24 protein-coding genes and 1 riboswitch are annotated in these 23,387 nt (G+C 62.6%); of the genes, 20 read left to right on the top strand and 4 right to left on the bottom strand.

From position 1 onward, the window contains the following. Positions 1-6 precede the first annotated feature (6 nt). From cobW to NKI10_RS07325, 4 genes are all read right to left on the bottom strand, one after another. Positions 7-1,059: a cobalamin biosynthesis protein CobW gene (gene cobW / locus NKI10_RS07340; RefSeq protein WP_023733810.1), complete on the bottom strand. Its 1,053-nt coding sequence runs from the start codon at positions 1,057-1,059 to the stop codon at positions 7-9. A 2-nt stretch (positions 1,060-1,061) separates the two neighbouring features. Further along, positions 1,062-1,487: a DUF1636 family protein gene (locus NKI10_RS07335; RefSeq protein ID WP_352859350.1), complete on the bottom strand. Its 426-nt coding sequence runs from the start codon at positions 1,485-1,487 to the stop codon at positions 1,062-1,064. 38 nt (positions 1,488-1,525) lie between these two features. Further along, positions 1,526-1,730: riboswitch (cobalamin riboswitch) on the bottom strand. Positions 1,731-1,788: 58 nt separating this feature from the next. Further along, positions 1,789-2,481: a DUF6348 family protein gene (locus NKI10_RS07330; RefSeq protein ID WP_023690307.1), complete on the bottom strand. Its 693-nt coding sequence runs from the start codon at positions 2,479-2,481 to the stop codon at positions 1,789-1,791. A 29-nt stretch (positions 2,482-2,510) separates the two neighbouring features. Continuing rightward, positions 2,511-3,734: a winged helix-turn-helix domain-containing protein gene (locus tag NKI10_RS07325; RefSeq protein ID WP_352859348.1), complete on the bottom strand. Its 1,224-nt coding sequence runs from the start codon at positions 3,732-3,734 to the stop codon at positions 2,511-2,513. Between the two features lie 327 nt (positions 3,735-4,061). Here NKI10_RS07325 and NKI10_RS07320 point away from each other — a divergent pair, with 327 nt between their 5' ends. The 20 genes from NKI10_RS07320 (at position 4,062) to NKI10_RS07225 (ending at position 23,324) form a co-directional block, all read left to right on the top strand. Then, positions 4,062-4,427 (top strand): NADH-quinone oxidoreductase subunit A, encoded by a 366-nt coding sequence (locus NKI10_RS07320; RefSeq protein WP_023670825.1) that lies wholly within the window; start codon positions 4,062-4,064, stop codon positions 4,425-4,427. Next, positions 4,418-4,999: a NuoB/complex I 20 kDa subunit family protein gene (locus tag NKI10_RS07315; RefSeq protein ID WP_023670824.1), complete on the top strand. Its 582-nt coding sequence runs from the start codon at positions 4,418-4,420 to the stop codon at positions 4,997-4,999. The genes NKI10_RS07320 and NKI10_RS07315 overlap by 10 nt, the downstream gene beginning before the upstream one ends. Positions 5,000-5,003: 4 nt before the next feature. After that, the gene (locus NKI10_RS07310) at positions 5,004-5,606 is read left to right on the top strand and encodes an NADH-quinone oxidoreductase subunit C (RefSeq protein ID WP_023670823.1); all 603 of its coding nucleotides are present in this window, start codon (positions 5,004-5,006) and stop codon (positions 5,604-5,606) included. 33 nt (positions 5,607-5,639) lie between these two features. Next, positions 5,640-6,017, top strand: a complete 378-nt coding sequence (locus tag NKI10_RS07305; protein ID WP_352859346.1) for a four helix bundle protein — start codon at positions 5,640-5,642, stop codon at positions 6,015-6,017. 66 nt (positions 6,018-6,083) lie between these two features. After that, complete coding sequence (locus NKI10_RS07300; protein WP_023670822.1) at positions 6,084-7,274, top strand: NADH-quinone oxidoreductase subunit D; 1,191 nt, start codon at positions 6,084-6,086, stop codon at positions 7,272-7,274. Continuing rightward, a complete protein-coding gene (locus tag NKI10_RS07295) occupies positions 7,275-8,606 on the top strand; it encodes an NADH-quinone oxidoreductase subunit E (protein WP_023690952.1) in 1,332 nt (443 codons plus the stop codon). Next, positions 8,603-8,809: a hypothetical protein gene (locus NKI10_RS07290; protein ID WP_156933925.1), complete on the top strand. Its 207-nt coding sequence runs from the start codon at positions 8,603-8,605 to the stop codon at positions 8,807-8,809. Before NKI10_RS07295 ends, NKI10_RS07290 begins: the two co-directional genes overlap by 4 nt. A 3-nt stretch (positions 8,810-8,812) precedes the next feature. Beyond that, a complete protein-coding gene (gene nuoF / locus NKI10_RS07285; RefSeq protein ID WP_023670819.1) occupies positions 8,813-10,117 on the top strand; it encodes an NADH-quinone oxidoreductase subunit NuoF in 1,305 nt (434 codons plus the stop codon). A 72-nt stretch (positions 10,118-10,189) separates the two neighbouring features. Beyond that, entirely contained in the window at positions 10,190-10,882 is a 693-nt protein-coding gene (locus NKI10_RS07280; protein ID WP_023823109.1) for a helix-hairpin-helix domain-containing protein, read from the top strand. Positions 10,883-10,893: 11 nt separating this feature from the next. Beyond that, entirely contained in the window at positions 10,894-11,175 is a 282-nt protein-coding gene (locus tag NKI10_RS07275; RefSeq protein ID WP_023731233.1) for a pentapeptide repeat-containing protein, read from the top strand. Continuing rightward, positions 11,175-13,256: an NADH-quinone oxidoreductase subunit NuoG gene (gene nuoG / locus NKI10_RS07270; protein WP_023823108.1), complete on the top strand. Its 2,082-nt coding sequence runs from the start codon at positions 11,175-11,177 to the stop codon at positions 13,254-13,256. Before NKI10_RS07275 ends, nuoG begins: the two co-directional genes overlap by 1 nt. A gap of 2 nt (positions 13,257-13,258) precedes the next feature. After that, entirely contained in the window at positions 13,259-14,302 is a 1,044-nt protein-coding gene (gene nuoH, locus NKI10_RS07265) for an NADH-quinone oxidoreductase subunit NuoH (protein WP_023685202.1), read from the top strand. Next, entirely contained in the window at positions 14,302-14,793 is a 492-nt protein-coding gene (gene nuoI / locus NKI10_RS07260; protein WP_023685203.1) for an NADH-quinone oxidoreductase subunit NuoI, read from the top strand. Before nuoH ends, nuoI begins: the two co-directional genes overlap by 1 nt. 123 nt (positions 14,794-14,916) lie before the next feature. Next, positions 14,917-15,537, top strand: coding sequence for an NADH-quinone oxidoreductase subunit J (locus tag NKI10_RS07255; protein WP_023670812.1), 621 nt, complete (start codon positions 14,917-14,919; stop codon positions 15,535-15,537). Position 15,538: 1 nt separating this feature from the next. Beyond that, positions 15,539-15,847 (top strand): NADH-quinone oxidoreductase subunit NuoK, encoded by a 309-nt coding sequence (gene nuoK, locus NKI10_RS07250; protein ID WP_023670810.1) that lies wholly within the window; start codon positions 15,539-15,541, stop codon positions 15,845-15,847. A gap of 10 nt (positions 15,848-15,857) precedes the next feature. Then, positions 15,858-17,831, top strand: coding sequence for an NADH-quinone oxidoreductase subunit L (nuoL, locus tag NKI10_RS07245; RefSeq protein ID WP_023833862.1), 1,974 nt, complete (start codon positions 15,858-15,860; stop codon positions 17,829-17,831). Then, positions 17,831-19,336, top strand: coding sequence for an NADH-quinone oxidoreductase subunit M (locus NKI10_RS07240; RefSeq protein WP_023670808.1), 1,506 nt, complete (start codon positions 17,831-17,833; stop codon positions 19,334-19,336). The genes nuoL and NKI10_RS07240 overlap by 1 nt, the downstream gene beginning before the upstream one ends. An 18-nt stretch (positions 19,337-19,354) precedes the next feature. Beyond that, positions 19,355-20,791 (top strand): NADH-quinone oxidoreductase subunit NuoN, encoded by a 1,437-nt coding sequence (gene nuoN, locus NKI10_RS07235; protein WP_023690301.1) that lies wholly within the window; start codon positions 19,355-19,357, stop codon positions 20,789-20,791. A 4-nt stretch (positions 20,792-20,795) separates the two neighbouring features. After that, complete coding sequence (locus tag NKI10_RS07230; protein ID WP_023709242.1) at positions 20,796-21,617, top strand: biotin--[acetyl-CoA-carboxylase] ligase; 822 nt, start codon at positions 20,796-20,798, stop codon at positions 21,615-21,617. A gap of 33 nt (positions 21,618-21,650) precedes the next feature. After that, positions 21,651-23,324: a ribonuclease J gene (locus NKI10_RS07225; RefSeq protein WP_023690300.1), complete on the top strand. Its 1,674-nt coding sequence runs from the start codon at positions 21,651-21,653 to the stop codon at positions 23,322-23,324. Positions 23,325-23,387 lie beyond the last annotated feature (63 nt).

The raw sequence follows: 23,387 nt of genomic DNA, 5'->3' as shown, positions 1-23,387 counted from the left end.
CTGAGATCAACCGGCGAGTATACGCTCGATCGCCGGACGGTTCAGCCCCTTCAGGCCAATGACGACGAGACGCGAGCGGCGATCGTCCTCGGCCGTCCAGGCGCGGTCATAGTAATGGTTGACGCGTGGGCCGACGGCCTGCAGCAAAAGCCGCATCGGCTTGCCGCCGACGTCGACGAAGCCTTTTACACGCAACACGTTTTCCTGTTCGGCGGCGGTGGCGACGCGCTTGGCCAGGTCGTCGGGATTGGCGATCGAGGGGATGTCGACGATGAAGGTGTCGAAATCGTCATGCTCATGATCGAAAGCGCCGTCGTGATGCGACTTGCGGTTCTCGATGTCGTCTTCGACGGCGAGACCGAGGCCAAGCAGCACCGACGGGTCGACCTTGCCATGCGCAGTCGGCACGATTTTTACCGCGCGGGCGGAATGTTCATTGATGATGGCGTTGGCGCGGGCCGAACCGGGGGCGTCCATCAGATCGCTCTTCGACAGGATGATCAAATCGGCGCAGGCGATCTGGTCCTCGAACACTTCTTCGACAGGATCGTCATGGTCGAGCGTCTCGTCCTGAGCGCGCTGTGCCTGCAAAGCGTCCATGTCGTTGGCGACGCGGCCTTCGGCCAGCGCCGGGCCGTCTACCACGGCGATGACACCGTCGACGGTTACCCGGCTCTTCACGCTCGGCCACTGGAACGCCTGGACCAGCGGCTTGGGCAGAGCCAGGCCCGAGGTCTCGATCAGGATGTGGTCAACCTTCGGTGTCAGCGCGAGGATCTTGTCGAGGGCGGGCACGAAATCGTCGGCGACTGTACAGCAGATGCAGCCATTGGCCAGTTCGACGATGTTTTCCTCGGGGCAGGTGTCGATGCCGCAGCCTTTCAGGATTTCCCCGTCGATGCCGATGTCGCCGAACTCGTTGACGATGATGGCGATGCGCTTGCCGCCGGCATTTTCCAGGAGATGGCGGACCAGCGTCGTCTTGCCGGCGCCGAGGAAGCCTGTAACGACAGTGCAGGGAACACGGGAGAGGTTGGCGGCCGGGTTTGAAGCGTTCATCGTCAGTCCTTCAGCATGTCGAGGGGTGGGATGCGGGCAACGAGGCCGCGCTTGAGGCTATCGGGCCGGCTGCGCCACGGGATGAGGCCGTCGGCCGAAGTCGCGAAGAGCTTTGCGCCGGTAACGAGGTCGGCGCCGCTGGTTGCGGTCAGATCGCCGAAGACATAGCTCCAGCAGCCATCGCGCAGGATCGCGGCGCTGAGGCGGCGCTTGCAATTGCCGAGACATTCGGCGGTGCGGACCCGGATATCGCCGGCAGCGGCGCGGCGTGTGTCCTCAGCCAGCAATTCGCCGGCGCGCGGATGGGCGTCGGAACCGGTCTCATCGCGGCAGGAGGCGCAGACGATGACGGTCACGCCGGTCAGGGCGTCGTTGTCCCCGGACGCAATGTCCGCTGTGCCAGCCGAAAAACTGCTGTTCTGGTCCAAAAACCGTGCTCCTTGCCCGGAAACCCGCCAGGCGATCGGATACTTTGTCTCAGACGGCAGGTCTCCTGGCTCGCGGGTCGTCGCCTTGGTTAGCCGCCTTCCCGGTGTTACCCAGTGGCTTTCGGCCTTGGCTCGTCGCTTACAGTTGCGGGGACAGCCGCGGATTTGGGACCGAAATCCCGCACCGCATTCCCTCTTGGCCCTTGCCGTTGCGGGCAGGGGACCGTCTGCAGCGGATTTAGGCTTTTGCGGGCGGCGGTGTCAACGCACGGCTACGACATGGCGATGTCGGCAGGGGCTGTCATGTCCCGGCTTCCGGCAGTGCCAGGATGACCTGTCGGATAGCTTGATAGCCATCGCTATAGTCCCAGTCATGACCGACAGCCAGATTCTGTCCCTCATGCCAAACCGCGTTGTCCAGAAGGACTTCGGCACTAATCAGCGTGCCCTTCAAGCCTGCCAGAAAGGTCCGGACAAAATGGCTTCCGGGGGGTACCGAAGCTGTGAACAGCTTTTCCAGCTTGGCATAGAATGCTGGATAGCCTGGTGTCAGCGAGCATAGCTCGGTTGTGGCCTGGGAAATGACCGGGCCGCTATAGATTTTCCAGCGGGCATCTTTTCGCCAGATCTTCCAACTGGCGCTGCTTCGCTGCCAAAGCTCTATTTCGGCCTGCATGTTCTCGCAGACGTGATCGGCCAGTCCCTCAATGGCCACATGGAAAACACCACGGAGAAACTTTTCAAACGCCTGGTTCAGTTCCTGTTCGCGCGTGTCGCCGAAGCCAGCAAAGGATTCAATGACCGGCTGAACATCAAGCAGCGGAGAAAAAATGTAGATTTCCAGGACCAGCCGGTCAGAACTCGTCTCGAACACCTCAGCCTCAAACCGAAGCTGCTTCGATTGGAGCATGACGTCCCTATCTCTGCGGACTGCATCTATTCCATGCGCAATGAGGGCGCCATGGATCATGTCGAGCACTTTGTCCGATGCCATTGCACAACCTACGAGGCTTATTGAGGCGTCTATGACAGACGCTGCAAGGGTTGGCCATCTCTCTCGCTAGCCAATGCCGGCCCCAGATTGCCGGCCGGCGTCACTTCGATGCGCTCAAGGCCAAGCCAGCCCTGCATCTCCTTTAGTTCCTCGAAAAGCTGTGCGGTGGTCTCAGGCGGTGCGCCTGCTTCGGCATAGGCGGCGTGGACGCGTAAGACACTCGCAGGCCGGTCGGCCTTGAGGTCGACGCGGGCGACGATCTTGTCGCCGAGCAAGAAAGGCAGCACGTAATAGCCATATTGCCGCTTGTCGGCCGGGGTGTAGATCTCGATGCGGTAGCGGAAATCGAAGAGACGCTCGGTGCGCGCGCGCTCGAAGACCACCGGATCGAAGGGGGCCAGCAAGGCGCGGGCCTCGATCTTTCGCGGCAGGCGGGCGTCCCTATAGAGGTAAGCCGGCTTGTCCCAGCCTTCGACGTTTACCGGCAGCAACTCGCCCATCTCGACCAGTTCCTCCAACCGGCCCTTCATGTCGGCCGGCGACAAGCGGAAATAATCGCGCAGGTCACCCGACGTCGCGATGCCGTGGGCGCGGGCGGAAATGCGCAGCAATTCGCGGTGCGCGTCCTCGGCCGCCGGCACCGGCAGGTCGAGGATCGCCTGCGGCAGCACGCGCTCGGGCAGGTCGTAGAAACGCTCGAAGCCACGGCGGTGCGCCGTGGTGATGCGTCCGGCCCAGAAGAGCCATTCGAAGGCGTGCTTGGCGTGGCTCCAGCCCCACCAGCCGCCCGAACCTTTCTGGCCCTCCAGTGCCGAAGCGGCAATCGGGCCGCGCTCGGCGACCGCGCGGTAGATCTCTTCGATATAGGCGGCGTGCTCGCGGCCCCATTTGGCGAGGCCCAGATACATTTCGTCGCCGCTTTCAGCGCGCTGCATGCGCCAGCGCATCAGTGGGTAGGTCTCGACCGGCAGGAACGAGGCCTCATGCGCCCAGTACTCGAACACGGTGCGCTTGCGGGTGATTGCGGCATTGTCGAGCAGGGTGAGCGGGTAGGGGCCAAGGCGCGAATAGAGCGGCATATAGTGGGCGCGCACCACGGCGCTGACGGAATCGATCTGCAGCAGGCCGGTGCGCGACAGCACGCGGGCGAGGTGGCGGCGATCGGGCGTGCCGCCCGGGCGCGGATCGAGAAATCCTTGCGCGGCGAGCGCGATGCGCCTGGCCGTCGGGAGTGAGATTTTGTCCTTCGTCAAAGTGTCTTGCCTCGAACCATTTTCCCGACTTTAGCCGGCGATTCCGGTGATGCTAGCAGGCAAATGGCGGGAGATGTGTCAGGAGACAAAAGTGGAGTGAAAGATGAAGGAAATCAAACAGGAGGAGATCGGACCAGTTTTTCCCGGCCTGCCGTCCAGCACTGTCTTTTGAACAAGGTTTGACTTGCTTCGCTGAAAGCCGTGCGCTAACCCTCGCCGCGTTGCAGCAAAGGCACCTAAAACGGTTCAGCGGTTAAACTGTCGCGCTTCCGCATTAGGGTTGGTTGCTGTAATCAAAGTGGATTGGCCGCCAACGGAAAGCCGAGCATGAACGTACTCCTCAGTTCATACCTGCCCATCGTCCTCTTCATCGCCGTGGCCGCGGTTGTAGGCCTGGCGCTTATCATCGCGCCGTTTCTGGTGGCTTATCGCAATCCCGATCCGGAGAAGCTTTCCGCCTACGAGTGCGGGTTCAACTCGTTCGACGATGCCCGGATGAAATTCGACATCCGCTTCTACCTGGTGTCGATCCTGTTCATCATCTTCGATCTGGAAGTGGCCTTCCTGTTTCCGTGGGCGGTGTCGTTCTCGAAGATCGGCATGCTCGGTTTCTGGTCGATGATGGTGTTTTTGGCGGTGCTGACCATCGGCTTTGCCTATGAGTGGAAAAAAGGAGCGCTGGAATGGGATTGAACGACAGTTCCGGAACGCTCGTCGCGCCGAAGCCCAAAGGCCTGATCGACCCCAATACCGGACGTCCGGTCGGTTCCGACGATCCGTTCTTCCTCGAGATCAACAATGAACTGGCCGACAAGGGTTTTCTGGTCACCTCGACCGAGGCGCTGATCACCTGGGCACGCAGCGGCTCGCTGATGTTCATGACCTTCGGTCTCGCCTGCTGTGCCGTCGAGATGATCCACACCTCGATGCCGCGCTATGATTCGGAGCGGTTTGGCGTGGCTCCTCGCGCGTCGCCGCGCCAGTCGGACATAATGATCGTGGCGGGAACGCTGACCAACAAGATGGCCCCCGCTTTGCGCAAGGTCTACGACCAGATGCCGGAGCCGCGCTACGTCATCTCGATGGGCTCCTGCGCCAATGGCGGCGGCTATTATCACTATTCCTATTCGGTGGTGCGCGGCTGCGACCGCATCGTGCCGGTCGACATCTATGTGCCCGGCTGCCCGCCGAGCGCCGAAGCGCTGCTCTACGGCATTCTTCTCCTGCAGAAGAAGATCCGCCGCACCGGCACGATCGAACGGTAGACCCATGGCCGCATCCCTGAGCGAACTGTCGACCTATCTCGGCGAAAAGCTGCCGGGCCGCGTCACCGATGCGGTGCTTGCCTATGGCGAACTGACGATCTCGGTTGCTACAGACAATCTGATCGAGGTGACAAGCTTCCTGCGTGACGATTCGGGCTGCCAGTTCATTTCGATCATCGATATCTGCGGCGCCGACTACCCGTCGCGCGTCAAGCGTTTCGATGTCGTCTATCATTTGCTTTCGCCGAAGCAGAATTTGCGCATCCGCATCAAGGTGCAGGCCGACGAAGAGACGCTGGTGCCGTCGCTCACCGCTGTCTATCCCGGCGCCGACTGGTATGAGCGCGAAGCCTACGATCTCTATGGCGTGCTGTTCTCCGGCCATCCGGACCTGCGCCGCATCCTCACGGATTACGGTTTCGAGGGCCATCCCCTGCGCAAGGACTTCCCGCTGACAGGTTTCGTCGAGGTGCGCTACGACGACGAAGCCAAGCGCGTGATCTACGAGCCGGTGGAATTGAAGCAGGAATTCAGGAACTTCGATTTTCTCTCGCCATGGGAAGGGACGGACTACGTCCTGCCGGGCGATGAGAAGGCGAAACAGTGAGTAGGAAGTAGTGAGTAGTCAGTAGGAAAAGATTTGGAGCAACGGATCGAATCTTATCGCGACTTGAAGGTGTGGCAATCGGCGATGACGCTTGCTGAGGATTGCTACCGTTTCACCAAAGAGTTTCCGAGGGATGAGATTTACGGCATGACCTCTCAGATGCGCCGATCGGCGGTTTCGGTCGCAGCGAACGTCGCGGAGGGATACGGTCGGGAGAACAGAGGGTCGTTCGTTCAATTTTTGCGCATGGCGCAAGGCTCGTTGAAGGAACTGGAGACGCACATACTGCTGGCATGTCGGGTTGGCCTGCTGCGAAAAGACAATGAGATTGAGCTGCTGCTGCGATGCGAAGAGATTGGAAAAATGATGAGATCTCTTATCCCAACGGTGCAGGCCAAGCAGGCGGAATGAAGCAGGCATTGAGATTGATGATCACTACTCACTACTCACTACTGACTCTTCGCCAGAGGCGCCAGAATGGCTGAAACCTCCGTCCGCAACTTTAACATCAACTTCGGACCGCAGCACCCTGCGGCGCACGGTGTTTTGCGTCTTGTGCTGGAGCTCGACGGCGAAGTGGTCGATCGCGTCGATCCGCATATCGGCCTGCTCCATCGCGGCACCGAAAAGCTGATCGAGCACAAGACCTACCTGCAGGCCGTGCCCTATCTCGACCGGCTCGATTATTGCGCGCCGATGAACCAGGAGCATGCCTTCGCGCTCGCCACCGAGCGGTTGCTCGGCATCGAGGTGCCGAAGCGCGGCCAGCTGATCCGCGTGCTCTATTCCGAGCTCAGCCGCATCATGTCGCACATCCTCAATGTGACGACGCAGGCGCTGGATATCGGCGCGCTGACGCCGCCGCTGTGGGGTTTCGTCGAACGCGAAAAGCTGATGGTGTTTTATGAGCGCGCTTCCGGTTCGCGCATGCACGCGGCCTATTTCCGTCCGGGCGGTGTGCACCAGGATCTGCCGGCGAAGCTGGTCGAGGACATCGGCAAGTGGATCGACCCGTTCCTGAAGTCGCTTGACGACCTCGACAAGCTGCTTACCGGCAACCGCATCTTCAAGCAACGCAATGTCGATATCGGTATCGTGTCGCTGGCCGACGCCTGGGCCTGGGGTTTTTCCGGCGTCATGGTGCGCGGCTCGGGTGCTGCCTGGGATTTGCGCAAGTCGCAGCCCTATGAATGCTATTCCGAGATGGATTTCGACATCCCGATCGGCAAGAACGGCGACTGCTACGACCGTTATCTCGTGCGCATGGAAGAAATGCGCCAGTCGGCCAAGATCATGCGTCAGTGCGTCGACCTTCTGCTCGGCAAGGAGAGCACCGGGCCGGTGTCGAACCTCGACGGCAAGGTGGTGCCGCCCAAGCGCCAGGCGATGAAGCGCTCGATGGAAGCGCTGATCCATCATTTCAAGCTCTATACTGAGGGTTACCGCGTGCCGGCGGGCGAGGTCTATGCCGCGGTCGAGGCGCCGAAGGGCGAGTTCGGCGTCTATCTCGTCTCCGACGGCACCAACAAGCCCTACCGCTGCAAGCTGCGCGCGCCCGGCTTCGCGCATCTGCAAGCCATGGATTTCCTCTGCCGTGGCCACATGCTGGCCGACGTCACTGCCGTCCTGGGTTCCCTCGACATCGTGTTTGGTGAGGTCGATCGCTAAATGTCAGTCCGCCGTCTCGCAGAAGCAAGCGTCCAGCCAGCCACCTTCGCCTTCAACCGGGCGAATGCGGCGGTTGCGAAGCAATGGATCAAGAAATATCCGAAGGGCCGCGAGCAGTCGGCGATCATTCCCTTGCTGATGATTGCGCAGGAGCAGGAAGGCTGGGTCACCAAGGCGGCGATCGAGACGATTTCGGACATGCTCGGCATGCCGCGCATTCGCGGGCTCGAAGTCGCGACCTTCTACACGCAGTACCAGCTCAATCCGGTCGGCACGCGCGCGCATATCCAGGTCTGCGGCACCACGCCCTGCATGCTGCGCGGCTCGGAAGCGCTGATGGATGTGTGCCGCTCGAAAATCCATCACGACCAGTTCCACACCAACGACAAGGGCACGCTGTCGTGGGAGGAGGTCGAATGCCTCGGCGCCTGCGTCAACGCGCCGATGGTGATGGTCTTGAAGGACACGTTCGAGGATCTGACGCCTGAGCGGCTGGCCGAAATCATCGATCTTTATGATGCAGGCAAGGGCGCCTCGGTTCCCACGGGACCGCAAAACGGCAGAACCGGCTCGGAGCCGGCGCCTGGCCTGACGACGCTGAAGAGCGAAAAGGCGATCCTCAAAGCGACGCGCGACAAGGAAGCCAGGGCGGCGAGCAAGGCTGCCCACGCGGCGCCCGACGCGATCATTGCAGCGCCTGTTCCGGCGCCTGCCGCTCCTGCAGCGGCCGCCCCGGTGGCGCCATCCAACGCCGGCAAGCCGAAAACCGATGCGCCGGAAACCAGCTCGGCGTTGAAGTCGCCCTCCAGGGCCAAGGTTGCACCGGCGGCGGAAAAAGCGGCGAGCGTCCCGGCGCCCCTGCATTCGGCCGCCAACGCCAACACCGCGGCGCCTGAAGTCGAGAAGGTCGCCAAGCAGCGTAATGGCCCGAAGACCACCGCCACGCCGGCAACTGCCTTCACTGCGCCGGAATTCAAGGCGCCAGCGGTCAAGGCCGCGGTGGCCCCGGCCGTCAAGGCGCCGGCAGCCAGGCCCGCAAAGCCGTCGCTCGAGGACAAGAACCGTCCGGCCGGAATCGACAGGCCGGCTGCGGTCGACGATCTCAAGCTGATCTCGGGCATTGGCCCGAAGATCGAGGGCATCCTTCATTCCCTTGGCATCTTCACCTTCACACAGGTCGCATCCTGGAATAAGGCCGAGCGCGACTGGGTGGATGGATATCTCGCTTTCCAGGGCCGCATCGAGCGCGACGACTGGGGCAAGCAGGCCAAGGCGCTCGCCAAGGGCGGCGTCGCCGAATACATCCGCGTCTTCGGCAAGGAGCCACGTTGATGGCTGAAGCGCAAAGCACCGGATCTTTGCTGACGCTGCGCAGCATTGTCATCGGCGTTGTCTGCATCGCTGCTGCCAACATCCTTCTGGAGGGGCTTCGGCGCCTCGTCGAATTGCCGTTTTCGGATACCCTGGAATCGATGGCCGCGACCGGCATGGGCGTGCTGGTGTGGTTCTCGATCGTCTTGCGGGGAAAGAGGTAAGTCATGCTGGCTGACAAAGACCGCATCTTCAACAACATCTACGGCCTGTTCGATAAGTCGCTGGCCGGCGCCATGGCGCGCGGCGCCTGGGACAACACGCCCGGCATCATCGCCAAGGGGCGCGAGTGGATCGTCAACGAGATGAAGGCGTCCGGCCTGCGCGGCCGTGGCGGCGCCGGCTTCCCGACCGGGCTGAAATGGTCGTTCATGCCCAAGCAGAGCGATGGAAGGCCGAGTTATCTCGTTGTCAACGCCGACGAATCCGAGCCCGGCACGTGCAAGGACCGCGATATCCTGCGCAACGATCCGCACACCCTGGTCGAGGGCTCGTTCATCGCCGGCTTCGCCATGGGCGCGGTCGCCGCCTACATCTATGTGCGCGGCGAGTTCATCCGTGAGCGCGAGGCGCTGCAGCGCGCCATCGACGAGGCCTACGAGGCCAGGCTGATCGGCAAGAACAACACGTCCGGATACGATTTCGACATCTACATGCATCACGGCGCCGGCGCCTATATATGTGGCGAGGAAACAGCACTTCTGGAAAGCCTCGAAGGCAAGAAGGGCCAGCCCCGGCTGAAGCCGCCATTCCCGGCCAATGTCGGCTTGTACGGTTGTCCGACAACCGTGAACAATGTCGAGTCGATTGCGGTGGCGCCGACCATTTTGCGCCGTGGCGCCGCCTGGTTCTCGTCCTTTGGCCGGCCCAACAATGTCGGCACCAAGCTGTTTTGCATCTCGGGTCACGTCAACAATCCGTGCACCGTCGAAGAGGCGATGTCGATCCCGTTCCGCGAGCTGATCGAAACCCATTGCGGCGGCATTCGCGGCGGCTGGGACAATCTCCTGGCGGTCATTCCGGGCGGCGCTTCGGTGCCGCTGGTGCCGGCCGAGCAGATCATCGATGCGCCGATGGATTTCGATGCTTTGCGCGACCTGAAATCCGGCCTCGGCACGGCGGCTGTCATCGTCATGGACAAATCGACCGATATCGTGAAGGCGATCGCCAGGCTTTCCTATTTCTACAAGCATGAGAGCTGCGGCCAGTGCACGCCATGCCGCGAAGGCACCGGCTGGATGTGGCGGGTGATGGAGCGGCTGGTGCGCGGCGAGGCGCAGAAGCGCGAGATCGACATGCTGCTCGACGTCACCAAACAGGTGGAGGGTCATACGATCTGCGCGCTGGGCGATGCCGCGGCATGGCCGATCCAGGGCCTGATGCGGCATTTCCGCGGCGAGGTGGAGCGGCGCATCGACGAGTTTTCGCGCAACGCGCACCGGGCCGAACCGGTGATGGTGGCTGCTGAGTAGATTGAAATCGGGCGCAAGCCCCGGACGGAAATATAGGGGCGGGGCTGACGAAGAAACGACCAGGAGATGTCTATGGCGCCCTATTCGAACCCTTTGATGCCCAATTTGGACCAGCTTGAGAAGATGAACCAGGATTTGACAAGGATGATGCCGAAGGAGATGGCCAGCGCCGTCAACCTTCTCGCGCATCCTGTCGCTGGTGCCGCCGCGATGTCGGCGCTGGGCTTCGGCCTTGCCAACCATGCCTTTGGCGTGTGGCTAGGCGCCTTGTCGGGTGCTGCCGAGGCATCGCAGCGGATTTTCCAGCCGATCATCGACGATTTCGAACAGCGCAGCCAAGGGTTCGCCGAGACCGCCCCCGCCACCAAGGCGCGCGCGGCGACCAGAACCCTGATCGCCGAGGCGCAGAGTTTTGCCCAGGATGTGACCGATATTGCCGCTCGCACCGTCGATGCCGAGCCGGAGAAGACCGATGCCGTCGCCGAAGGCGCGACGATCGGATTGATGCCGGAGGATTTCAGACAGCCCAAGGCCGTGGCTCGTCCGGCCAAGCCGTCGGATCTCAAGGCGATCACCGGCGTTGGACCGAAGCTGGAAAAAGTGCTGAACGGCCTCGGCATCTGGACCTTTGCCCAGATCGCCGCCTGGGCGCCGGAAGAGATCGCCTGGGTCGAGGACTACCTGTCGCTCACCGGCCGTATCGGCCGCGACGAGTGGACCCGCCAGGCCGCGGCGCTGACGCTGGCCGCCAAGGCGAAGAAGTAGGGGTGGCAGGCATGGAGATCCACGACAGGAGCGATGTTCTCGATGTGCGCAATGCCATCGTCAGCAACTCCAGATTTGACGATGTGAACTTGTCGAACACGCAGTTTCACAACGTCGACCTGTCGGCGGCCGTGGTGGACGACGCGAACCTCTCGAACGCGTTTTTCGGCAATGTGAATATGAGCAATCTGAAGATAGAAAACGCTGAAGTCGCCGGCATGATGATCAATGGCATCAGGCTGAGCGATCTGTTTCAGGCATATGAGACGGCGCAGACCGCCGGGGGCAATTGATGGCAAAGCTCAAGGTCGACGGGAAAGAGATCACTGTACCCGACCACTACACGCTGCTGCAGGCAGCCGAGGACGCCGGCGCGGAAGTGCCGCGCTTCTGCTTCCATGAGCGGCTGTCGATCGCCGGCAATTGCCGCATGTGCCTGATCGAGGTGAAGGGCGGGCCGCCGAAGCCGCAGGCCTCCTGCGCCATGAATGTGCGCGACCTCCGTCCGGGACCCAATGGCGAGGCGCCTGAAATCTTCACCAACACGCCGATGGTCAAGAAGGCCCGCGAAGGCGTGATGGAATTCCTCTTGATCAACCATCCGCTGGATTGCCCGATCTGCGACCAGGGCGGCGAATGCGACCTGCAGGACCAGGCGATGGCCTTCGGCGTCGATTCCTCGCGCTATCACGAGAACAAGCGCGCGGTCGAAGACAAGTATATCGGCCCATTGGTCAAGACGGTTATGAACCGCTGCATCCACTGCACGCGCTGCGTCCGCTTCACCACGGAAGTTGCGGGCATTTCCGAGCTTGGCCTGATCGGCCGCGGCGAGGATGCCGAGATCACCACCTATCTCGAAAGCGCCATGACCTCGGAGCTGCAGGGCAATGTCATCGACCTCTGCCCGGTCGGCGCGCTGACCTCCAAGCCTTTCGCCTTCCAGGCACGGCCGTGGGAGCTGACCAAGACAGAATCCATCGACGTCATGGACGCCGTCGGCTCGGCAATCCGCGTCGACAGCCGTGGCCGCGAGGTGATGCGCATCCTGCCGCGCGTCAATGAAGCGGTGAACGAGGAGTGGATTTCCGACAAGACCCGCTTCATATGGGACGGATTGCGCACGCAGCGCCTCGACCGCCCCTATGTCCGCAAGGACGGAAAGTTGGCGCCGGCCAGCTGGGCCGAAGCGTTCGTTGCGATCAGGGATGCGGCGTCGAATGCTGCGCCCGAGAAAATCGGCGCGATTGCGGGCGATCTTGCCGCCGTCGAGGAAATCTACGCACTGAAGCAGCTTATGGCTGCGTTGGGCTCAAGGAACACCGATTGCCGCCAGGACGGCGCCGCACTCGATCCCGCGCTCGGCCGCGCCAGCTACATCTTCAACCCGACCATCGAGGGCATCGAGCAGGCCGACGCGGTGCTGATCATCGGCGCCAATCCGCGCTTCGAGGCCTCGGTGCTCAATGCCCGCATCCGCAAACGCTGGCGGATCGGCAATCTGCCGGTCGGCGTCATCGGCGAGGTCGGCGACACGCGTTACGACTACGAACAGCTCGGCGCCGGTCCGGAGTCGCTGAAAGACCTGGCCGACGGCAATGGCAAGTTCTTCCAGGTGCTGAAGAAGGCGACGCATCCGCTGATCATCGTCGGCCAGGGCGCGCTGTCGCGTGCCGACGGCGCGGCGGTGCTCGGCCAGGCGGCGAAACTCGCCACCGCCGTCAACGCTGCCCGCGCCGACTGGAACGGCTTTGCCGTGCTGCACACTGCAGCCGCGCGCGTCGGCGGTCTCGATGTCGGCTTCGTGCCTGGCAGGGGCGGCAAGAACGTTGCCGGCATGCTGGGTGAGAGCGAGGTTCTGTTCCTGCTCGGCGCCGACGAGATCGACATGTCCAAGACCGGCGGCGCCTTCGTCGTCTATGTCGGAACGCATGGCGACGCCGGTGCGCACCGCGCCAATGTCATCCTGCCGGGAGCCGCTTACACCGAAAAGTCCGGCACCTATGTCAACACCGAGGGACGCGTGCAGCAGACCAACCGCGCGGGCTTCGCGCCGGGCGACGCGCGCGAAGACTGGGCGATCCTGAGGGCATTGTCCGATGTGCTGGGCAAGAAACTACCCTTCGATTCGCTGCAGCAGTTGCGCGCCAAACTCTATGGCGAATACCCGCATCTCGCCCGCATCGATCATGTCGAAGCCGGCAATGCCGATGACGTCGCTAGGGTGGCGAAGCTCGGCGGGCGGCTGAACAAGGGCACTTTCACCTCGCCGGTCACGGATTTCTATCTGACCAACCCGATTGCGCGGGCCTCCGCCGTCATGGCGGAATGCTCGGCGCTGGCGAAAAACGGCTTCAGGCAGGCGGCAGAGTAGACATGGACACCTTCTTCTCCTTCTACGTGCTGCCGACGCTGATCATCCTTTTAAAGTCGGTCGTGCTGATCGTCGTTTTGCTGATCGGGGTTGCCTACCTGCTTTACGCCGACCGCAAGATCTGGGCGGCGGTGCAATTGCGCCGCGGCCCGAACGTCGTCGGCCCGTGGGGCACGCTGCAGGCTTTCGCCGATCTGCTGAAATTCGTCTTCAAGGAACCGGTCATTCCGTCCGGCGCCAACAAGGGCGTGTTCCTGCTGGCGCCGCTGGTGTCGGCCGTGCTGGCAATCTCGGCCTGGGCGGTCATTCCCGTCAATGCGGGCTGGGGGATCGCCAACGTCAATGTCGGCATCCTCTACGTCTTCGCCATCTCCTCGCTCGAGGTCTACGGCGTGATCATGGGCGGCTGGGCGTCCAACTCGAAATACCCGTTCCTCGGCGCGCTGCGCTCGGCGGCGCAGATGGTGTCCTACGAAGTCTCGATCGGCTTCGTCATCGTCACCGTGCTGCTCTGCGTCGGCTCGCTCAACCTGTCGGACATCGTGCTGTCGCAGCAGGATGGGCTGGGCACCAAGCTTGGCCTGCCCAACAGCTTCCTCGACTGGCACTGGCTGGCGCTGTTCCCGATGTTCGTCATTTTCTTCATCTCGGCCCTGGCCGAGACCAACCGCCCGCCCTTCGACCTGGTGGAAGCCGAGTCGGAACTCGTCGCCGGCCATATGGTCGAATACTCCTCGACGCCGTTCCTGTTGTTCTTCCTCGGCGAATATGTCGCCGTGGTGATGATGTGCGCGCTGGCCACCATCCTGTTCCTCGGCGGCTGGCTGCCGCCCTTCGACTTCGCCCCCTTCACCTGGGTGCCCGGCGTGATCTGGTTCGTGCTCAAGATCTGCCTGATGTTCTTCATGTTCTCCATGGTGAAGGCCTTCGTGCCGCGCTACCGATACGACCAGCTGATGCGGCTGGGCTGGAAAGTGTTCCTGCCGATCTCCCTGTTCATGGTCGTTGCCACCGCGGCCTTCCTCAAAATCACGGGGTTTGCGTGATGTCCGCTTTTGGCCAGGCCGCAAAATCGCTGCTGCTGCAGGATTTCGTCAGCGCCTTCTTCCTGTCGATGCGCCAGTTCTTCGCGCCGAAGGAAACGATCAACTATCCGCACGAGAAAGGGCCGACCAGCCCGCGCTTCCGTGGCGAGCATGCGCTGCGCCGCTATCCCAATGGCGAGGAACGCTGCATCGCCTGCAAATTGTGCGAAGCGATCTGTCCGGCGCAGGCGATCACCATCGAGGCCGGCCCGCGCCGCAATGACGGCACTCGCCGCACCGTGCGCTACGACATCGACATGGTGAAGTGCATCTATTGCGGCTTCTGCCAGGAAGCCTGCCCGGTCGACGCCATCGTCGAGGGGCCGAATTTCGAGTTCGCGACGGAGACGCGCGAAGAGCTTTACTACGACAAGGACAGGCTGCTGGCGAATGGCGACCGCTGGGAGCGCGAACTGGCGCGCAACATCTCGCTGGACTCGCCCTACCGCTGACATTTGACGCATGGACGGGGCGAGGGGCCTCGTCTAAGGACAACGCAACTTGCCGGCCGGAGGCGGTCGCAGAAATCAAACAGGACGGATGTCCTGTTTGGACAGGAACCCGGGGGATCCCCAATGCTGAGTGGACTAGAGGCGGCCTTTTTCTACCTCTTCGCCTTTGTCGCGGTGGCGTCGGCCTTCATGGTCATTTCGTCGCGCAACCCCGTGCATTCCGTGCTGTTCCTGATCCTGACCTTCTTCAACGCCGCCGGCCTGTTCATGCTGACCGGCGCCGAGTTCCTGGCGATGATCCTGCTTGTCGTCTATGTCGGCGCGGTCATGGTGCTGTTCCTGTTCGTCGTCATGATGCTCGATGTCGACTTCGCCGAGATGAAGGAAGGCGCCCTGCAATATGCGCCGATCGGCGCGCTGGTCGGGCTGATCCTGGCGGCCGAGCTGATCGTGGTGCTCGGCGGCTACACCTTCGCGCCGCAACTGGCCTCGACGGTCTCCAAACCCATCCCGGATCTTGCCGCGCGGACAAACACCGCAGCACTCGGCGACATCCTCTATACCGACTACCTCTACTACTTCCAGATTTCGGGCCTCATCCTGCTGGTCGCCATGATCGGCGCCATCGTCCTGACGCTGCGCCACAAGGAAGGGATCAAGCGGCAGTCGATCGCAGCCCAGGTCGGCCGCACGCCGGCGACAGGCATGGAAATCCGCAAGGTCAAGTCGGGCGAGGGGCTCTGAGATGGTCGTCGGCATCGCACATTACCTGACCGTATCGGCGATCCTGTTCACGCTCGGCGTGTTCGGCATCTTCCTGAACCGCAGGAACATCATCGTCATCCTGATGTCGATCGAGCTGATCCTTTTGGCGGTCAACATCAATTTCGTCGCCTTCTCGGCGGCATTGGGCGATCTCGTCGGCCAGGTGTTTGCCCTGTTCGTGCTGACGGTCGCGGCCGCCGAAGCGGCCATCGGTCTTGCCATTCTCGTCGTCTTCTTCCGCAACCGCGGCTCGATCGCGGTCGAAGACGTGAACCAGATGAAGGGTTGACGGGGCTAACATGTATCAAGCGATCGTCTTCCTTCCGCTGCTCGGCTTCCTGATTGTCGGCCTGTTCGGCAATGCGCTCGGCGCCAAGGCATCGGAATATATCACCTCGGGCTTCCTGGTGATCTCGGCCGTGCTGTCCTGGGTCGCCTTCTTCTCCGTCGGCTTCGGCGAAGGCGAGGTGTTCACCGTGCCGGTACTGCGCTGGATCCAATCCGGCGGCTTGGACGCGTCCTGGGCGCTCAGGATCGATACGCTGACGGTGGTCATGCTGGTGGTGGTCAACACGGTGTCGGCGCTGGTCCACATCTATTCGATCGGCTACATGCACCACGATCCGAACCGGCCGCGCTTCTTCGCCTATCTGTCGCTGTTCACCTTCGCCATGCTGATGCTGGTGACGGCGGACAATCTGGTGCAGATGTTCTTCGGCTGGGAAGGGGTGGGTCTCGCGTCCTATTTGCTGATCGGCTTCTGGTACAAGAAGCCGTCGGCCAATGCCGCTGCCATCAAGGCCTTCGTCGTCAACCGCGTCGGCGATTTCGGCTTTGCGCTCGGCATTTTCGGCGTCTTCGTTTTGTTCGGCTCGGTCAATCTCGGCACCATCTTCGCCAATGCCGCGACGTTCATTCCGGCTGAAGGCGCACCACAAGGCGCCGCCGTGCTGACCTTCCTCGGCTATGCACTGGACAAGCAGGCGGCCATGACCATCGTCTGCCTGCTGCTGTTCATGGGCGCCATGGGCAAGTCGGCGCAGGTGCCGCTGCACACCTGGCTGCCGGACGCGATGGAGGGCCCGACCCCGGTCTCGGCACTGATCCATGCCGCCACCATGGTCACGGCCGGCGTGTTCATGCTGGCGCGGCTGTCGCCGCTGTTCGAACTGTCGCATTCGGCGCTGACCGTGGTGACCTTCATCGGCGCCTTCACCGCCTTCTTCGCGGCGACCGTCGGCCTGGTCCAGAACGACATCAAGCGCGTCATCGCCTATTCGACCTGCTCGCAGCTCGGCTACATGTTCGTGGCGCTCGGCGTCGGCGCCTATGGCGCGGCGATTTTCCATCTGTTCACGCACGCCTTCTTCAAGGCGCTGCTGTTCCTGGGCTCGGGCTCGGTCATCCATGCCGTCTCCGACGAGCAGGACATGCGCAAGATGGGCGGCCTGCGGAAGCTCATTCCGAAGACCTACTGGATGATGGTGATCGGCACGCTGGCGCTGACCGGCGTCGGCATTCCGGTGACCGTCATCGGCACCGCCGGCTTCTTCTCCAAGGATGCCATCATCGAGGCTGCCTTTGCCGGCCACAATTCGGTCGCCGGCCTCGCTTTTGTCCTGCTGGTCATCGCCGCCTGCTTCACCTCCTTCTACTCCTGGCGGCTGATCTTCATGACCTTCCACGGCGAGCCGCGGGCGAGCCACGACGTCATGCACCATGTCCATGAATCGCCGCCGGTGATGCTGGTGCCGCTGTTCATCCTGGCCGCGGGCGCGCTGTTTGCCGGCGTTATCTTTCATGGCGCCTTCATCGGCGAAGCCTATGCCGAATTCTGGAAGGCGTCGCTGTTCACGCTGCCGGACAACCACATCCTGCACGAGATCCATGAATTGCCGCTGTGGGTCGAGCTGGCACCGTTCGTCGCCATGATCATCGGCTTTGCCGTCGCCTGGAAGTTCTACATCCGCTCGCCGGAACTGCCCCGGAGCGTCGCCGCCAACCATCGGCTGCTCTATGCCTTCCTGCTCAACAAATGGTACTTTGACGAGCTCTACGACGTCCTGTTCGTGCGGCCGGCAAAGGCGCTGGGCAGGTTCTTGTGGAAGACCGGCGACGGCACCATCATCGACGGGCTCGGTCCTGACGGCATTTCGGCGCGCGTCGTCGACGTCACCGACCGCGTCGTCAAGCTGCAGACCGGCTATCTCTATCACTATGCCTTCGCCATGCTGATCGGCGTGGCCGCACTCGTCACCTGGATGATGCTCTGATGACCGCCTGGCCAATCCTCTCGCTGGTCACCTTCCTGCCGCTCGTAGGTGTGCTGCTGATCCTGTTCATCAGGGATGACAGCCCGAATGCGCGTCGCAACATCCGCGCCATCGCGTTCACGACGACAGCGGCCACCTTCATCATCTCGCTGTTCATCTGGACCGGCTTCGACAATTCGCAAGCCGGCTTCCAGTTCGTCGAGAAATTTGCCTGGCTGGATTCCGGCATCTCCTACCATATGGGGGTCGACGGCATTTCGATGCTGTTCGTCATCCTGACGACGTTCCTGATGCCGCTCTGCATCCTGGCGTCGTGGGAAGCGATCGACAAGCGCGTCAAGGCCTACATGATTGCCTTCCTGCTCTTGGAAACGCTGATGATCGGCGTGTTCTGCGCGCTCGACATCGTGCTGTTCTACGTCTTCTTCGAGGCCGGCCTGATCCCGATGTTCATCATCATCGGCGTCTGGGGCGGCAAGCGCCGCGTCTATGCCTCGTTCAAGTTCTTCCTCTACACGCTGGCCGGCTCGGTGCTGATGCTGCTCGCCATCATGGCGATGTTCTTCCAGGCGGGCACCACCGACATCCCGACGCTGTTGACGCACAACTTCCCGGCCCACATGCAGACATGGCTATTTCTAGCCTTCTTCGCCTCCTTCGCGGTGAAGATGCCAATGTGGCCGGTGCACACCTGGCTGCCCGATGCGCACGTCGAAGCGCCGACGGCGGGCTCGGTGATCCTGGCGGGCATACTGTTGAAAATGGGCGGGTACGGCTTCCTGCGCTTCTCCCTGCCGATGTTCCCGCTGGCGTCGGAAATGTTCGCACCGCTGGTGTTCACGCTGTCGGTCGTCGCCATCATCTACACCTCGCTGGTGGCGCTGATGCAGGAGGACATGAAGAAGCTCATCGCCTATTCCTCCGTCGCCCATATGGGCTTCGTCACCATGGGCATCTTCGCCATGAACCAGGAAGGCGTGCAGGGCGCGATCTTCCAGATGCTGAGCCACGGCCTCGTCTCGGGCGCGCTGTTCCTGTGCGTCGGCGTCATTTACGACCGCATGCACACACGCGAGATCGACGCCTATGGCGGCTTGGTCAACAACATGCCGAAATACGCCACGGTGTTCCTGATCTTCACCATGGCCAATGTCGGCTTGCCGGGCACGTCAGGCTTCGTCGGCGAGTTCCTGACCATGCTCGGCGTGTTCCGGGTCAACACCTGGGTGGCTTTCTTCGCCGCCACCGGCGTCATCCTGTCGGCGGCCTACGCGCTCTGGCTCTACCGCCGGGTCATCTTCGGCGCGCTGACCAAGGAAAGCCTGAAGGGCCTGCTCGATCTGTCGACGCGCGAGAAGGCGATCATCTACCCGCTGGTCGTGCTGGTCATCTTCTTCGGCGTCTATCCCGCTCCCGTCTTCGATGCCACGGCCCAGTCGGTCAAGGCGCTCGTCACCAATGTCACCGCATCCATCGGCGCCGCGCAGACCGCGGCGGCGAACTGACCAGAGGTTTTGCGAACCATGACGCCGGACCTTTATTCCAGCCTTTCGCTCTCGACGCCGGAGCTGATCCTCGCCATCGGCGCGCTGGCGCTGTTGATGGTCGGCGCCTATTCGCGCGCCAACACGGCCATTCTGGTGACCGGCCTTGCCGTCGCCGTGCTGGTGATCGCAGGCCTATGGCTGATCTTTCCCACGGGGCAGGGCGCAGCCTATGGCAACGCCTTCATCCAGGATCCGTTCTCCCGCTTCATGAAGGTGCTGTCGCTGATCGGTTCGGCGGTGACGCTGGTGATGTCGATGCGCTTCGCCAGGCAGGAGCATTTCGACAAGTTCGAATACCCGGTGCTGATCCTGCTCTGCACGCTCGGCATGATGCTGATGATCTCGGCCAACGGCATGATCGGGCTCTATCTCGGCCTCGAGCTGCAGTCGCTGGCGATTTACGTGCTGGCGGCGATCAATCGCGACAATCTGCGTTCGACCGAGGCCGGTTTGAAGTATTTTGTGCTTGGCGCGCTGTCGTCGGGCATGCTGCTTTACGGCATCAGCCTCATTTACGGCTACACCGGCAATGTCGGCTTCCAGGAAATCGCCTCGGCGCTTGGCAGCGGTGAGCGCCAGCTCGGCCTCGTCGTCGGCCTGGTCTTCGTTTTGGCCGGCCTTGCCTTCAAGATTTCGGCGGTGCCGTTCCATATGTGGACGCCCGATGTCTACGAGGGCGCACCGACGCCGGTCACCGCTTTCCTGGCGGCTGCCCCCAAAATGGCGGCGATGGCGCTGATCGTGCGCGTCACCATGGGCGCCTTCAAGCCGATCGCTTCCGACTGGCAGCAGATCATCGTCTTCATCTCGATCGCCTCGATGGCGCTCGGCTCCTTTGCCGCCATCGGCCAGACCAACATCAAGCGGCTGATGGCGTACTCCTCGATCGGCCATATGGGCTACGCGCTGGTCGGCCTTGCCGCCAACAGCCAGGCCGGCGTGCGCGGCGTCGCCATCTACATGCTGATCTATCTGGTCATGACGCTCGGCACCTTCGCCTTCATCCTCGCCATGCGGCGCAAGGAAGGCAATGTCGAGCAGATCAGCGATCTCGCCGGTCTGTCGTCGACCAATCCGATCATGGCGACGATCCTGACCATCCTGATGTTCTCGCTGGCCGGCATCCCGCCGCTCGCCGGTTTCTGGGGGAAATGGTACGTGTTCCTCGCCGCCATCAACGCCAACCTCTATGCGCTGGCGATCATCGGCGTGCTGGCCTCCGTAGTGGGCGCGTTCTACTATCTGCGCATCATCAAGATCATGTGGTTCGACGAACCGGCCGGCGGCTTCGTGCCGATGGCGAGCGAACTGCGCCTCGTGCTTGGCATCTCCGGCGCTTTCGTGCTGTTCTATGTGTTGATCGGCGGTCCGATCGCGACCTACGCCGAAGCCGCCGCCAAGACATTTTTCTGACCGGATGGCATTTCGGCTGGCTCCAACCTCTGAGACGGAAGGGTTCCGGCTCGAGGCGCATGACAGTGTGGGTTCCACCAACACGCTGGCGCTGGACCATGCAAGGGCAGGCGATCCCGGCAAATTGTGGGTCGTTTCCAAGAAGCAGGAAAGCGGCCGTGGCCGCCGCGGCAGGGCCTGGGTATCGCCCGAGGGCAATCTGGCGGCGACATTGCTGGTCATCACCGGCGGTGAGTTGCGTCTGGCGGCGACGCTGGGCTTCGTCGCCGGCCTGTCGCTGGCCGATGCGCTCGACGCCGTGGTGCCGAAGGGCAGGATCGCTATCGGCCTCGACGGCGCCAGCCAGGGGCAGAATCGCTTCGAGCTGAAATGGCCGAACGATGTGCTGGCCTCCGGCGCCAAGCTGGCCGGCATCCTGCTGGAATCGGCCATTCTCGATGGCGGCCGTTTCGCGGTGGCGGTGGGCATCGGCGTCAATGTGGTGGCGCATCCGCCGGATTTGCCGTATCCGGCGACATCGCTTCAGGCGCTGGGCGCGACATGCGACGCCGAAACGCTGTTCTTGGCGCTGTCTGATGCCTGGACCGACAATGCCCGGCTGTGGGATGACGGACGCGGGCTCGACGCCATCCGGCGTCGCTGGCTATCGCGCGCGGCGGGGCTTGGCGGCGAGGTTGCTGTCAGGATTGACGGGAATGTGGTGCGCGGTACCTTCGAAACCATTGACGCGGACTGCCGTTTCGTGATCCGCGATGATGAGGGGTCGGTCGTGACGGTAGCCGCCGGCGACGTGCATTTCGGCGCCGTCGCGTCGGCAAAGATTTAGGGGCTGGCCGCAAGGGCCGGGAAGGGAAAATTGATGGCGAAAGCGCAAAACGCCGAACTCGTCTTCGTGCCGCTCGGCGGCGTCGGCGAGATCGGCATGAACTTCGCCCTTTACGGCTATGGGCCGCCTAGCGCGCGCGAGTGGATCGTCGTCGATGTCGGCGTGACTTTTCCCGATGCGGCGCATCCTGGCGTCGACCTGATCCTGCCCGATACGCGCTTCATCGAGGAGAACCTCGCCGGCCTGCGCGGCATCATCATCACCCACGCGCATGAAGACCATTACGGGGCGCTGCTCGACATCTGGCCGAAGCTGAAGGCGCCGGTGTGGATGACACCGTTCAGCGCCGGACTGCTGGACGCCAAGCGCCAGGGCGAGCAGGGCGCGCCGAAGAAAATTCCGGTGACGATCTACCGGGCAGGCGAAACATTCACTGTCGGCCCGTTCTCGATCGAGGCCATTCCGGTGGCGCACTCGATCCCCGAGCCGATGTCGCTGGCGATCACCTCGCCGGCCGGCACCGTCATCCATACCGGCGACTGGAAGATCGATCCGGAACCGACGATCGGTCCGAAAACCGACGAGGCGCGGTTTCGCGCCTATGGCGACAAGGGCGTTCTGGCGCTGGTCTGCGATTCCACCAATGCGCTGCGCGAAGGCGAATCGCCGTCGGAAGTGGCGGTGGGCGAAGGCCTCAGGGGCGTCATCCAGAGCGCTGTCGGCCGTGTCGCCGTCACCACCTTCTCTTCCAATGTCGGGCGCATCGTCTCGATCGCCAAGGCGGCGCGCGATGCCGGCCGCCAGTGCCTGGTGCTGGGCCGCTCGCTGAAGCGGGTCATCGATGTCGCCGGCGAGCTCGGCTACATGGACGGGCTGCCGGAGTTCATCGCCGAAGAGGATTTCGGCTTCATCCCGCGCGAGAACCTCGTCATCATCTGCACCGGCAGCCAGGGCGAGGCGCTGGCGGCACTGGCAAAACTTTCGCGCGACGAGATGAAATCGGTGTCGCTGACGGCCGGCGACACGGTGGTGTTTTCCTCACGCACCATTCCCGGCAACGAGAAGGCGATCCTCGAGATCAAGAACCGCCTCATCGACCTCGGCATCAAGATCATCGAGGATGGCGACGCGCTTGTGCATGTCTCCGGCCATCCCCGCCGCAGCGAATTGCGCAGGATGTATGAATGGGTGCGGCCGCAGATCGGCGTTCCCGTGCACGGCGAAGCCGCGCATCTGGTGGCGCAGGGGTCGCTGATGTCGACGTCGGGCATCGGCCAGGTGGCGCAAGTGCGCGACGGCGACATGCTGCGGCTGGCGCCGGGTCCGGCCACGATCATCGACCAGGTGCCGTTCGGCCGCATCTACAAGGACGGCAGGCTGATCGGCACCGACCAGGCGATGGGCATACGCGACCGGCGCAAGCTATCCTTTGCCGGCCATGTCGCGGTCAATGTCGTGCTCGACGACAAATATGAGCTCGCCGGCGATCCCGATCTGGTCGCCATCGGCGTCGCCGAGGCCGATGCCCGTGGCGAAAACATGGAAGATCTGATGCTCGACGCGGCCGTCGGCGCGGTCGACTCGATCCCTCGCCAGCGCCGCAAGGACCTCGATCTGGTGCAGGAAGCGGTGCGCCGCGCCGTGCGCGGCGCCGCCAACGAGGCCTGGGGCAAGAAGCCGCTGGTGACGGTGTTTGTGACGAGGTGAGGGAATAGGCAGTAGGCGGTAGGCAGTGGAGAAAAATGCAGATGTATCACTACTGCCTACTGC

The sequence above is a fragment of the Mesorhizobium sp. M0802 genome (genome assembly GCF_040320115.1).
Lineage (GTDB): Bacteria > Pseudomonadota > Alphaproteobacteria > Rhizobiales > Rhizobiaceae > Mesorhizobium.
This window is presented reverse-complemented; position numbering and strand designations above follow the sequence as displayed.